The following is a 14,331-nucleotide window of genomic DNA, read 5'->3' as shown; positions in this document are numbered from 1 at the left end:
TGGGATTTAAGGATGAATAAAAATCTGTATCGTATCGTGTTCAATAAAGCACGCGGTATGTTGGTCGTGGTGGCAGAAATCACCCGAAGCTGTCGTGCGGTAGCCTGCCCGGCGTCTGGCTCCGCCAGCGTGCAGCGTCAGTGCATCACTCGCCTGAATGCCCTCGCCTTCGGCCTGCTGCTGGCGCTGGGCGCAGTGCAACCGGCAACGGCCAATGTCGTGGCCGATAAGAGCGCGCCGGGTTCGCAGCAGCCGACTATTATCAGCAGCGCCAACGGTACACCCCAGGTCAATATCCAGACACCGAGCAAGGGCGGGGTTTCCCGCAACGTTTACAGCCAGTTCGACGTGAACAATAAAGGCGTCATCCTCAACAACAGCCGTACCCATGCCTCCACCCAGATCGGCGGTATGGTGGCCAGCAACCCGTGGCTGTCGCGCGGTGAAGCCAAAATCATCCTTAACGAAGTAAACTCGCGCAATCCGAGTCAGCTTAACGGCTACATTGAAGTGGCGGGCAAAAAGGCCCAGGTGGTGATCGCCAACCCGTCGGGCATTACCTGCGACGGCTGCGGCTTTATCAACGCCAACCGCGCCACCCTGACTACCGGGCAGGCGCAGCTGAACAACGGCAACCTGACCGGCTACGACGTCAGCAAGGGCGATATCGTTATTCAGGGCAAAGGGATGGATACCTCCCGCCAGGATTACACCGACATTATCGCCCGTTCGGTAAAAGTGAACGCCGGACTCTGGGCCAATGACCTTAAGGTCACCGCCGGGGCCAGCACCGTTGATGCCGCCCATGAAAAAATCGTGGCCAAAAACGGTGATGCGGCGACGCGTCCTCAGCTTGCCGTGGATGTTGCCAGCCTTGGCGGGATGTATGCAGGAAAAATCCGCCTCACCGGGAGCGAAGCGGGTGTCGGCGTGCGCAACGCCGGGAATATCGGGGCCCAGGCCGGAACGGTGGTGGTCACCGCCGATGGCCAGATTGACAACAGCGGCAACCTGAACAGCGCGGGTGATATGAGGCTGACCGCAGGCAGCGTCAGAAATAGTGGAAAAATCTACGCTGGCGGGAGTGCGGAGGTGAACAGCCGGGGCGAAATCGAACACAGCGGCACCCTCGCCACCGCCGATAATCTGACCCTGCGCGGAAACCGCATCACCGCGACCGCACAAAGCACCGTTGCCGCCGGTATCGATAAAGACGGGCAGGCAGGCGAGCATGGCAACGTCACCCTTTCCAGCCACGGTCGCCTGACCCTGCAGGGACAAAATATTGCCGGCGGCACCCTCACCGCCAACGCTCAGGGGATTGATGCCAGCGGCAGCCGGACGGCAACAGGCAATACCGCCCTGGACGCCGGTCATGGCGATCTGGATCTCAGCCTGGCCAGCGTGGACGCCACCGGCAAGTTTGAGGCCCGCAGCACAGGCCGCCTGCTGAATGACGGCGGCACCCTGAGCGGCAAAAATGTGGACCTCAACGCCCGCAGCATCACTAACCGCGAGGGCAACCTTGTCGCCGGGCAGCGCATGGACATCACGGCGGATACGGTCAGCGGCGACGGAAAAATCCTCTCCGAAGGCGATCTGAACCTCAGCCTGCAGCAGGGCATGACCAACCAGAGCCTGCTGCTGGCAAATGGCGACCTGACGCTGACCAGCGGCGGCACCGTGGACAACCAGGGCAAACTGCTGGCGGGTAAGATGCTGACGCTGCAGGCCGTCAGCGTCACCAATGCGCGGGACGCGGAGCTGGGGGGCGGTGAATCCCATCTCTTACTGAGCGATTCTTTGGTCAACCGGGGCCTGATCGACGGCACCCTGACCCATATTGACACCGGCACCCTCACCAACCTCGGCGCCGGGCGTATTTACGGCGACCATATCGCTATTAAGGCGAACACCCTGGATAACGGGGCAGAAAACGGCGTGGCCGCGACCGTGGCGGCCCGCGATCGGCTGGATATCGCCGCCGGGACGCTGAACAACACCGGCCATGGGCTGATCTACAGCGCGGGTGCGATGGGCATAGGCGGCAGCCTGGACACGAATCTGAACGCCACCGGGCGCGGCGGAGTGCTGACCAATCGCGGTGCCACCATTGAGTCGGGCGGCGATATGCGCCTTGATATGGAGACTATCCATAACCTGAATAACCATCTGGTGACGGACGTGGTGGTGACGGGGACCAGCCGCCACCATGAAGCCGTGCTGAGCGGCAAGACTCAGCGCTACGACTGGAGCCAGGTTAACACCAGTCAGAAAAATAAGTACGGCGTCCACTCGGCGAAAATGCCGGACGGCAGCAGCAGCGATAAATTCTACGAATACAACTACACCCGCACCGTCCAGGAAACGCGTGTTATTGAGAGCGATCCGGGGAAAATTCTCTCTGGCGGCAACCTCACCATTAACAGCGACCAGATGAATAACCTGGACAGCCAGGTCATCGCCGCGAAGGTGCTGGGTGGGGTGATTAGCCTGCTCAATAATGATGCCACCAGTGGGGTGAAAATCATCACCGACATTGGCAGCCAGACCCGCTGGTATGCGAAGAAAAAGAAAAAGAAACTGGGCGGTACCAAAACCTCGCAGGGGAAAGATACCAACAGCTACCGCCCCTCTCCGGTGACCCAGACTATCTCCCTCAGTACGATGGCATGGGAAGACAATAACCCGGCCCAGGGCGGCAGCGATCGCCCGGTGGCGCTGCCTGCAGGCCAGACGTGGGAAAGCGCGAAAAACAGCAGCGGCGAAGTCGTGCGCACCGGCGTCGGGGACACCCGCGTTCCCTCAGGCAGCCTCTATACGGTTCACGCCTCCACGACCAGCCACTACCTGGTGGAGACCGATCCGCGCTTTACCCAAGAGCGCACCTGGCTGGGCTCCGACTATATGCAGAACGCCCTGTCATCGAACGGGGATACGATCCTTAAACGCCTCGGCGACGGCTTCTATGAACAGCAGCTGATCCGCAACCAGGTCACCAGCCTGACCGGCCAGCGCTATCTCAGCGGCTTCGACGATGATAATGCCCAGTACAAGGCCCTGATGGATGCCGGAGTCGCCTTTACCCGTGAGCACAACCTCACCACGGGCGTGGCGCTCAGCGCGGAACAGATGGCCCTGCTGACATCGGATATGGTGTGGATGGTAGAGCAGACCGTTCAGCTCCCGGACGGCAGCAGCCAGCGCGTGCTGGTCCCGCAGGTGTATGTGCGGGTGAAAGAGGGCGACGTGGATGGTAACGGCTCCCTGATGGCGGGCAACCGCGTGGCATTGCAGGCCGCAGACGACCTCAACAACAGCGGCACCCTCGCCGGGCGCGAGATCACTGCCATCGCGGCGAACAACGTCACTAACAGCGGTCTGATCCGCGGCGGCACGATCGATATCGCCACCCTCACCGATTTCAACAACGTGGGCGGCACACTGCTGGCGGACGATGCCCTGCAGGTCACTGCCGGACGCAACCTGAACAGTACCAGCACCCTGAGCGGCGATGACAGCAACCGCAGCCTGGATCGCACCGCCGGGATTTACGTCCAGAATGACAGCGGTAAACTGGTCCTGCAGGGCGTGAACGACATCAACCTTAACGCCACTCTGGTGGGTAATAACGGCAAAGAGAGCACCACCGTGCTGAGCGCCGGGCACAACATTAACCTCGGCACGATCGCCACCACCCACAGCGAACGCGGCGACTGGGGCGGCGATAATTATCGCGACCTCACCCAGCGCAGCGACGTCGGCAGCCAGATCGCCGGCAACGGCAGCGTGCAGCTGTCGGCAGGCAATGACCTGAACGCCCTTGCGGCCTCGATCAGTGCCACCGATGCCCTGAGCGCGGTAGCCGGGAACGATATGAATATCATGGCCGGGGAGTCCGCGTATCATCTGACCGAACACAGCAGGCAGACCAGCAAGGGCTTCCTCTCCGGCCGCTCGCTGGAGACCCACGATGAGATCGAGGCCACCCAGGCAACCGCCAGCAACGTGACCGGCGACAGCGTGACCCTGCTGGCAGGTAACAATCTGACGGTACGCGGCAGCAACGTGGCGGGCGAAAACGACGTCCGGCTGGCGGCGGGCAATAACCTGACCCTCGACACCGCTGAAGAGCAGCGTCAGGAAAACCATCTTATCAAAGAGAGCAAATCCGGCCTGATGGGGACCGGCGGTATCGGCTTCTCTTACGGCCGTCAGAGCGTCAAAACCACCGACGACGGCAACAGCACCGCCCACGCCATCAGCACCGTCGGCAGCAGCGCGGGCAGCCTCAGCCTTGAAGCAGGCAACGACCTCTCCGCCCGCAGCGCTGAGCTGATTGCCGCGAAAGAGATGAGCCTGGCGGGCAAAAACGTTGCCATTACCGCCGCCAGCGACAGCAGCGCACAGACTCACAGGGTCGAGCAGAAACAGAGCGGCTTAACCCTCGCCCTCTCCGGCGCCGTCGGCAGCGCGCTCAACACCGCCGTCGAGACCGCCAACCAGGCGCAGGAAACCGAGGACAGCCGCATCGCCGCCCTGCAGCAGACCAAAGCGGCACTCTCCGGGGTGCAGGCCGCTCAGGCCGCGAGCCTGGCCAGCGCCCAGTCCGGGACGCCGGGCGCGTCAGACAATACGGTCGGGATCAGCCTCTCTTACGGTTCTCAGTCGTCGACCTCTACACAGCACAGCGAGCAGGTTACCGCCCGGGGCGGCAGCCTGACCGCCGGGAATAACGTAAAAATCACCGCGAACGGCAGCGGCACCAAAGGCACCGACGGCGATATCCTGCTCCAGGGCACCACCGTGCAGGCCGGAAAAAACATCGACCTGACGGCTAACCGCGATATCACCCTGACGTCCGCGCAGAACACCTCCCTGCTGACCGGCAGCAACAAGAGCAGCGGCGGCAGCGTCGGGGTCGGTCTCGGCGTCGGTTCCGGCGGGTTCGGCATCAGCGTCTCCGCCAGCCTCAACAAGGGCAAAGGCCACGAAAGCGGCAATGGCACCACCCATACGGAGACGCTGCTTAACGCCGGGCAGGCAGTGAACCTGGTCAGCGGCCGCGACACCACCCTGACGGGCGCGCAGGTCAGCGGCGAGACGGTCAGGGCCGACGTCGCCCGCAACCTGACGATGACCAGCGAGCAGGACAGCGACCGCTACGACTCGAAGCAGCAGAACGCCAGCGTCGGCGGCAGCTTTACCTTCGGCTCCATGACCGGCTCCGCCAGCGTCAACCTCAGCCGTGACAAAATGCACAGCAACTACGACAGCGTGGTTGAGCAGACCGGCATCTTCGCGGGCAAAGGCGGCTTTGACGTTACCGTCGGTGAACACACCCAGCTGAACGGCGCGGTCATCGGCTCCACCGCCACCGCGGACAACAATAAGCTCGACACCGGCACCCTCGGATTCAGCGACATCCACAACCGGGCCGACTATAAGGTCGAGCACCAGAGTATCGGCCTCAGCACCGGGGGCAGCATCGGCGGCCAGGCCATCGGCAACATGGCCAACACCCTGCTGGTGGGCGTCAACAAAGACGGCCACGACAGCGGCACCACGAAAGCCGCCGTCAGCGACGGCACCCTGGTCATCCGCGACCAGGATAAACAGGCCCAGGACGTGGCGAACCTCAGCCGCGACGCGGAGAACGCCAACGGCAGCATCAGCCAGATATTCGACAAAGAGAAAGAGCAGAAGCGCATTCAGCAGGCGCAGCTGATTGGTGAAATCAGCACCCAGGTGTCCGATATCGTGCGTACCCAGGGCGCCATCAGCGCGGCGAAAGATGCAAAAGACAAGATGGGCAGTATCACCGATGCCGACAGAGACCAGGCGCAGAAAGACTGGGTGAAAGCCCATCCGGGTCAGACCCCGGATGAGAACGCCATCAACGGCCAGGTTTACCAGAACTTCTACGACCAGGCGTTTAACGCCACCGGGCTCGGCACCGGCGGCGCCGTCCAGCAGGGTATCCAGGCCGCCACCGCCGTGGTGCAGGGCCTGGCGGGCGGCGATATCGCTGCGGCCATTGCTAACGGTTCAGCACCGTATCTGGCCGAAGCGATTGGTCACAGAATGGGCATCGACAATAACCCAGAAGCAAAAGCGGTGGCCCACGCCATCGTCGGCGCAGCGCTGGCGGCCGCCCAGGGGCAGAATGCGGCGGCGGGCGCGACCGGCGCGGCGCTCGGTGAGATAACCGCGGGGATACTGAAGGACCAGCTGTACGGTGATACCCCGGCTGCTGACCTGACCGAAACGCAGAAACAGACCCTGAGCGCTCTGGCAACCCTGTCATCCGGGCTGGCTGGTGGCCTGGCCGGGGACAGTACCGAAAGTGCCGTTTATGCCGCGCAGGCAGGGAAGACGACGGCGGAGAATAACCTGATGGGCGGGACTGAAGAAGGCCAGACGAAGTTTGTACAGGAGCATGGAAAGGATGTAGCATCCTGTACAGATAACCCGACAGGTGCAGCGTGTCAACGTGGTCAGGCTATGAATGAAGCTCTGATCGTAGCACTTCCTGCTGGACTTGGTGGTGGTGTGCTAGCAGCGGCGACGCCTGAAATTGCCGCTATTCTGAAGGCTGGAATTGAATCCTGTTCCGGAGCACTGGCACTGTGTATTAATAATCTTGGGCTTCAAGCTTCAGAGATTATCGTCCCGGGCGGAGTGGGGGCCGGGGGTGCTGTTGGGATAGGGAAGACAGCGGCGGAAGCTGCTGCTGCGAAAGCAGAAACTGTGGCGGCTAATGCGGCGAAGAATAACCCATCATGGAAAGCAGGTGACTATCTTGATGACTTTAAACCTTCCCCCACACCTCTGGAACTGGTTAAAGAGCAGGCTGGCAAAGGTTCACAAACTGCATATATCAGGATGGATCATATCCTTAACGGGGAAGTGAAAACCCTCAAGGATGGGACAAAAGCTGGATCTGGTGGCCACTATATTCGTGATTCAAATATTAAAGTAGATAAGGTAACGGGTACACCTGATTCCAATGGCGTTTCGACAGGATATATATCAGTGAGAGATCCAGCAACGGGACAATGGATAAATAAGAAAGCTGAAACTACATTCTTCCCTGAGCAGTGGTCAAAAAGACAGACGGCTCAGGAGATTGAGAGTGCGTTCAAAAATTCTGAAAGAATACCTAATACAGAAATGTGGAGCGGGAAATCATCTAGCGGTGTGAAGATTCAAGGCTATTATGGCAAACCCGATGGAACAGGTGCGACTGCATGGCCTGTTTATACAGGGAGGAATAAGTAATGTTGAATGATAAAATCATTTTCTGGTGGGATGAAAATAGTAATTTATTTGTTCCTGTAGGTGGAAAAATACGTAACTCCTTTGATGGAGGGGTATTGGGGTATGGAGCACGTGAGATTTCAGGGTGGTTATCCAATGACATTCAATATGGTATTCATTCTGTTGATATCTGGGTAAAAAACCTCACTGAGCTTGCATCAGGAAAAACAACTGAAGGCAACTTCGGAATAGGTAATGCCCATTGGGTGATGGTTACGCATGATAAAGTATTTATTGGGTGTGAGTATGTGGAAGAGCAACAGGTGCTTTTAACCATAGAGCAAACATTATATGTGCTGGAGCAGTATCGTTTATTCCTGGAAGGATCTTATACAAAAGACTTCCCGCCAGAACCAATCGATGTTGAGTATCTTGCAGAAGGTAGAGATGCTATCACACAGTATGAATCTTTAGACGGGGCATATTGTTTACCTTATTAATAATTAATAAAAATCCCGCCCTTAGCTGACGGGATTTTTTTACAACCAGACAGTGGAGAGTAATTATCTGAGTGCGGAACAGACCACGCCCTGGCTAGAAAAATAAAAACCTTCCTCCACAAATGAAGAACGAAATCGACTAATAGAGCCTGTATCCAAAGCTGAAGCTACTCAGCAGCAGAACGATGGGGGAGATTTCAAAAGAATAACTGACTCAACAAAAAGATTAATTATTCAGATAAATTCAATCCCCAGGCTGCAACACAGATTGCAAGAAACTGACATAATATAGTATTAATCAACTTAACCCAGTGATTGATAACTATGAGAAACTGCAATGGAGTAACAATATACCTAAAGCAGCAATTGCGACTATTTCTTTGGCGATACCCGTGCTGAGTAAAGCGGTTGCACCTGCAATTGGTGAATGGGTAGGAAGCCAGGCGGTTGCTCAGAGGCTTGTTGGTGCAGGTATTGCAGGTGCAGCCAATACAACCTCACAAATACAAAACATGCTCAACGACCCGAAAGAACAATTTAATCCTGCAAGCTTGTTTATTGCAACGATTTCTGCGGGAGTAAGTACTGGCATGAAAATACCGGGAACTGTTATCGTCAGCACCGTGGGTGCTGGCATAGATGGTATGATTGATGGTAAAAATCCAATCCCCAAAATGGTGGGTGCAGCAGGAGGCTCTCTTGTAGGGTATTCTTTCGGGAAGATTGTTGAAATCGGAGATAAAAAATATTTTAACCCATGGAGAAACGGTTTCAAGGACTCACCGAATACTGTATTCCCTGCTATAACAAATCCGCCGAAAACCAACTACTTACCATCCATAATAGGTGCATCAGGTGGCTCATATGCATCAGAAAGAAGTGGTAAAGAAATTGAAGAGCAAACAGAGAAAAAAAATAAAATGAAAAAATTAAAAAAATATATTTTCTTTTCCTTTGTAATGGCTATTTCCATTACATTATTTATTGTATTAAACCTCTTTTCGGCATTTGTCGCGAGAGGATATATTTTTATAGATCAAGGAAAATGGAATCCTTATACCACTATGAATTTATTGAGTGATATAAAATCAGGGTTATTAATTGGCCCCATATTTGGCGCATTATGGTTCATTGTTATTTTAATCACCAATAGAAAAAAGCATTAAAGAAAAAATATAGGTCTTGCCTTAATAATAAGACCTATATTTTCATCATGCTGTGCGGCGTAGTGATAGATTCGTCACTCATCGAATCCCGAGAAATGGACATGCATCTAAAAAATAGAAACGAGATGAAAATATATTACTTCACCTACCTTTCATTTATTTTCTCATCAATGATGGTCTTCATATTCATTATAATTAAACTATTGGCGGCCATATTTTTCTATGTAACTAAAGGTATATTCTATTTCAGTTATGAAAGTCTCATTGAATATGCAGCGATCGCGATATGTTCGGGTTGCTTTTTAAGCACAGTATCTTGTCTTATTCAATATTTTCAACATAAAAAGAATAGGTAATTCATGACAGGCTAAAACACTTATTCACGATAGATGAGATGGTATAGGTAGGTTTTCGGAATACAAATTCCTTCTGTCTACTTTATGAGACCGCTACGACTCGAAGCAGCAGAACGCCAGCGTCGGCGGCAGCTTTACCTTCGGCTCCATGACCGGCTCCGCCAGCGTCAACCTCAGCCGTGACAAAATGCACAGCAACTACGACAGCGTGGTTGAGCAGACCGGCATCTTCGCGGGCAAAGGCGGCTTTGACGTTACCGTCGGTGAACACACCCAGCTTAACGGCGCGGTCAACCGGACATACCGGACGGAGATACTGGATTTTTATCTGTTCAGAACCCTGAATGAAGCGCGTGAAATTACGGAGCGCTGGCTGACTGAATATAACAGCGAGCAGCCTCATGAATCCCTGAACAACCTGACGCCAGAAGACTACCAGCTGATGGCTGAAAAACCGGAACTCTCAAAAAGTGCGTGGAACTAAAGCCGGGATACTTACACTGGTATCTGTTTTCCACTGTAGTAAACTGGCAATATCTCTCTCCCCATCTGCTTCTTTTAAGCGGCGCTGCTGCTCAGCAAACTGTACATATTCAGCCTGTGCTTTTTCATCTGCCATTTTCTTACTGATCTTTCCTGCGCCTTCCAAAACTTCACGATCATTGAATTGCAGGAACTGATCCAACTTTTTATCAGATATTCCTCGATCGTTTGGGTCGCCCACTGACGGAACTGAGTGCCCCGGGTGGAGCGGACGCGATAACCCACAGCGAGAATAACTGGCAGGCTATAGTGAAGCGTATTGCGGCTTACCTGACGAGCACCTTCTTTTTGAACTTGTAAGTAAGACTTACAGGTTGCGTTTTGTTCAAGTTCGCCTTCTTCGTAAATTGCCTTGATATGCTGAGTAATGGCTTGAGGTGTAACCTGGTACAGATCGGCGATAGCTGCTTGCGAAAGCCACAGCGTCTCTTGTTCAAATCGACATTCGACGCGCACGCTACCATCACTGCTGGCAAACATGACAAACTCGCCTGCCGGGGACTGAATAATGTGTTCCTTTTTCATGTTGCCTCCGCTTGGTCTGATTTAGCGTGTTTGAGTTGTTTAGTATGCCAGAGATCGGGGCGGGATCTCTTTACTCAAAAAATCGACTGTTACTGATATATCCCGCTTTCAGCTTTCACCATGTTCTGGCAAGTCAGTAGTATCCATTAGAGATAAGCCATGAACTCAGCCCGGCGAGATAGTGTCTTGGTACGTGCGGTAGCATGATATTTACTGGTTGAGTTGCAAAGACAACGACATGGTTAATAACCAGTAATGACGGAGGATTTATTAAATTCAGGAGAGTGTGAGAGATGCTTCTTGGCGGAAGATCACAGGACTGTTATTTTGGTTTAAGTGTTTGTTAATCATTGCTAATTTTTAATTTTATTATTTATGCACCCCCATTGATACCCCCACATCCTGCCTGCTAGTCTAGCAAGATGTGGCATCGTTTATTCGTTTCAATCTATAAGGCGCCCCCAGATATCCCTTAAGCTTTTGAAAGATTGCCCTCCTTCGTTCATATACTCTTCACATAATATTTTAACATCTTCATCATCTAAAGATATTATATATCCACGTCCGTCATTAGCAGTGTCTAAGCATCTATTTCTAAATAGTTTCTTGTTTTCAATTTTTCTACAGACTAATATTCCCACATTCCCTCTATTTCGAGAAAATCTCCCTGATAATTGATCAAGCTCAGGATTTGCTATTTCTGAGGTGTAATTTTTGCATTCAATATAGATTTTAGGACAAGTATAGTGCTGTGACAGCCAATAGAAGAATCCGTACTTCGCCTCGTTTACATAAGTTATATCAATCCTTTTACGACCATTGTGAATCTCATGCTGTTTTATTGGGAAAAATAGTGAGGGGTAAAAAATGTTAGAGAAAATTTTTTCAATTACATCTTCATACTTCGAAGCATGAGCATTTCCGGGATTTATAGTTAGCAATTCTTTTAGTAGAGGGTAAACATCATTTTTTACATCATTATTTTCTAACTCGTTAAATTTTTCATGCGACAGCGGTAAAGATGGATTGGTTTCCTTATGCTTTTTGTAATCCTCATAAACAGACGGTCTTTCAACTGTTTGATTTATAACTGATAGTTTATCACTCCCATATTTTTCTTTGAGACTTTTTTTAGTTACTCGAGGAGTTCCATCTTTTAACAACTTGACTAAGGATGAATGGTTCCTAATATGTTCATCTTGCATCTCTGGTAGCAAGTAATGATTATAAAATTCATCGTACTGCATGCAAAGCCTATGTCTGACTATGATTTTTGGAACAAGGATAACTTTTCCATATTCAGTCAATGGCAACGATACAAATGTGCTATACCATTTTTCGTCTTGGGGATCCCATATGGGACCAGAATTAATATTTTGTGTTAAAGGAATACCATAGTTTGCACAAACTTCCTGTGTGTATCTTATGAATGGACCTCTCAAAATATTGCTAATTGCATCGGAAATCATATCTGTTCCGATACCTTCAATAAGTAAAGCTGTATCCTCTAAATCTGTAAGCAAACCGGTAGACACTGCTTTACTTTTTGTGAGTGCATTCCAAACGGAATGGGCTGATCCTTGCCCAAAACCATGCCCTCTAGATTTCCCGGATGAGTAACCGAGATGATATTCATTCCTTTCATTTAGTGATGCTAGTAAATGTTGGGCTTTTGAGTTTTCCCCTTTTTTTATTAAATTCAAAACTGTTTCAAAAAAATTTTGGAGGTATGATGTTAGTTCATGCCCCCAATTTGAATGTAAGCTTTTTATAGCTCCAGGCTCAAGAAAAACCGGGATGTCGGTGTCTAGTGGAATATCAACAAAGTCAAGATAAGGTTGGGAACGATCTAATTTAAAATATTCTGAAAACTTCATACACACCCCATGTTAATTATTAATGTAGTTATTAGTGTTTAAAGAAATCTTTTTTATCATCTTTGAATATTGTTTTTATCTTGATAATTACATTGTCAACTAGTTTACCTGCATTAGCGTAATCTCCGCTGTATCTACCTGATTTAGAACTTAAGCTCCATCCCCCTGTTACACGCTTCAATTCTCCAGCAATTCTCGCAGGTTTGAATCCAGTTAGGCTTGGGTGGCCAATCCCTTTCTTTTCCTCACCGATGAGAAGTGCACCATCATAAGATATTGCCCAAAGAAGGTATGAGTTTTCATCATCCCTAATTAAATTTGGATATGATTCAGTGAGTGTTTTGTCAATTGTTCCATAATAAATTTTTAATGTTGGGTTTTGCGCAAGTGCACCATTACTGATTTCATTGCTTTTTAAATATTTTGGCGCTCGTGGTTTCCCATAAGTATTATCTAAGTATGAGAATAAGTTATCTTTATTCTCTTTTAGTTTCTTAATAAAAGAGATATAGAAGTTAGAGTTGGCATCAGATATTGCATTTTGCTGGGGAGTATATGAGTTAGCAAGAGTATTAAAATATGTTAGGATAACTTTGGATTTTTTGTAGTTATCGATGAATATACCTGTCACAGCATCTCCTTGAGGGATGTCTGTTGCATCAATTAAATAACAGAAAACTTCAACATCTTCAAGATAGAACTGTGATACCCATTGAAATCTAGAGTAATTCTTGGTCAAAAATGATACCTTGTTTTCTTGAGCAGAATTTAAATCCTCAGTACTTAATTCTTCCTCTATATAATCAATAGATATACATTTTTGACGCACTTCTGATATTTCTTTTAATACTATTTCAAATCGAATATCACTGAATCTTTTTTCGTCAGCAACATTAAGTATGGATAGGTGATTTTTATATTCAGAAATTATCAAATCTGATGTTGCCATCATGAAATTGTAAGGCAACCTCACTTTTTTATTTGTTAATATTATCAAACTGTCTGGTATTATGATTTCATGGGCATTAAGCCATTGTCCAGAACAATCTTTCTTTTGAACTACCATGCCCCATTCACTAATAGAATAGGAGCTTTTGTTTGTGTACTTATTCTCTATCGTTTCAAAAGTCGCTTTTACAAAAGGACCAAGACGATCATCATGAATATAAATGGCTAATGTTCTATTATCTTCAAGAGTAAGTTTGTATCCAATAATGGATACAGCATGCCCACCTTTATATTCTAATTTTCCATCATCATCGATAGAGTAAATCTGCCCTCCTAATATCATTGGCACTTTGCTATTAATGTGCAGTTTTACAATGTCGATAAACTTTTGTATGCTAAGTTTTCTTACTGATTCAGAGTGGTGCTTTAGATCCTCAAAGTCAATTGCTCGTAAAATCTGCTTGTTTGACAGTTCCTTTTTTGGAAAGCTATTGTTAGATTTAGCTATGTGGTTAATTGCATTAGTAGTGATTTCGCTGCAGGATGGTATGTCTCTTACGCCCTTAGATTGAATGGCGTTTAATGATGACCAAATTGCAGTCGCAGCACATGCTGATAAAACCTTGTCTTGTTCTTGAAACGCAATTGAATTCACCTCAAGTTTTACGCCAAATAAATCAACGTTATAATTTCTTGATAAAATCACTTTTCTGGATTTATCAGTGTCCGGATACCTCTTTAAGCATGTTCTGCCAATAAATGTTTTCTGCAGAGGCTTAACAACCATAAAACCAAGATAATTTTCCTGCAATTCAATTGTGTTGACGTTTGAACGAAGGATTTCCTCAAATCTTGTGTGATTTATCTCATTCGAAAAAAAATGAAGGCGTGCTGACTTAGCCCCTCTGTTATTATAACTTTTCGAGTAATATCTTATGTAATCGTCTAAGTAATCTTTGTCAAGATATTCAAACTCTAAGAGGACAGAATTACAATTAATATCTGAAAGGTAATTATATATATAATCAGTCTGTTTCTTATTAAAGATATCGGGAAAGTCAGAACCAAAGCATTCTTTTACCAGATTAGTTAAAGTCTGCTTTTCAAACTTACAAATTAAATATGGTGTCATTTGTTTTTGCCAAAAAAAAAGCAG

General features: G+C 49.5%; 5 protein-coding genes and 3 pseudogenes. 5 read left to right on the top strand and 3 right to left on the bottom strand.

Going from position 1 to position 14,331, the window contains the following annotated elements:
- Positions 1-12: 12 nt before the first annotated feature.
- The 5 genes and pseudogenes from WH277_RS08880 to WH277_RS08865 all read left to right on the top strand — a co-directional run.
- Positions 13-7,281 carry a hemagglutinin repeat-containing protein gene (locus WH277_RS08880; RefSeq protein ID WP_339505306.1) on the top strand — a complete coding sequence of 2,423 codons (7,269 nt, stop codon included), beginning with the start codon at positions 13-15 and terminating at the stop codon, positions 7,279-7,281.
- A complete protein-coding gene (locus tag WH277_RS08875) occupies positions 7,281-7,760 on the top strand; it encodes a hypothetical protein (protein ID WP_339505304.1) in 480 nt (159 codons plus the stop codon). The genes WH277_RS08880 and WH277_RS08875 overlap by 1 nt, the downstream gene beginning before the upstream one ends.
- Positions 7,761-8,071: 311 nt before the next feature.
- A complete protein-coding gene (locus tag WH277_RS08870; protein WP_339505302.1) occupies positions 8,072-8,926 on the top strand; it encodes a hypothetical protein in 855 nt (284 codons plus the stop codon).
- Between the two features lie 444 nt (positions 8,927-9,370).
- Positions 9,371-9,574: pseudogene (locus WH277_RS28690) on the top strand (hemagglutinin repeat-containing protein); the annotation flags it as partial.
- Positions 9,575-9,766, top strand: a pseudogene (locus tag WH277_RS08865) (integrase core domain-containing protein); the annotation flags it as partial.
- Here the strand turns inward: WH277_RS08865 and WH277_RS08860 are convergent.
- The 3 genes and pseudogenes from WH277_RS08860 to WH277_RS08850 all read right to left on the bottom strand — a co-directional run bounded on the left by WH277_RS08860 (position 9,746) and on the right by WH277_RS08850 (position 14,307).
- A pseudogene (locus WH277_RS08860) lies at positions 9,746-10,350 on the bottom strand (virulence RhuM family protein). The pseudogenes WH277_RS08865 and WH277_RS08860 sit on opposite strands and share 21 nt — an antisense overlap.
- 443 nt (positions 10,351-10,793) lie before the next feature.
- A complete protein-coding gene (locus tag WH277_RS08855) occupies positions 10,794-12,227 on the bottom strand; it encodes a hypothetical protein (RefSeq protein WP_339505300.1) in 1,434 nt (477 codons plus the stop codon).
- Between the two features lie 31 nt (positions 12,228-12,258).
- Positions 12,259-14,307 carry a hypothetical protein gene (locus tag WH277_RS08850; protein WP_339505298.1) on the bottom strand — a complete coding sequence of 683 codons (2,049 nt, stop codon included), beginning with the start codon at positions 14,305-14,307 and terminating at the stop codon, positions 12,259-12,261.
- Positions 14,308-14,331 lie beyond the last annotated feature (24 nt).

The sequence above is a fragment of the Erwinia sp. MYb416 genome, assembly GCF_037479575.1.
GTDB lineage: Bacteria > Pseudomonadota > Gammaproteobacteria > Enterobacterales > Enterobacteriaceae > Erwinia > Erwinia rhapontici.
This window is presented reverse-complemented; position numbering and strand designations above follow the sequence as displayed.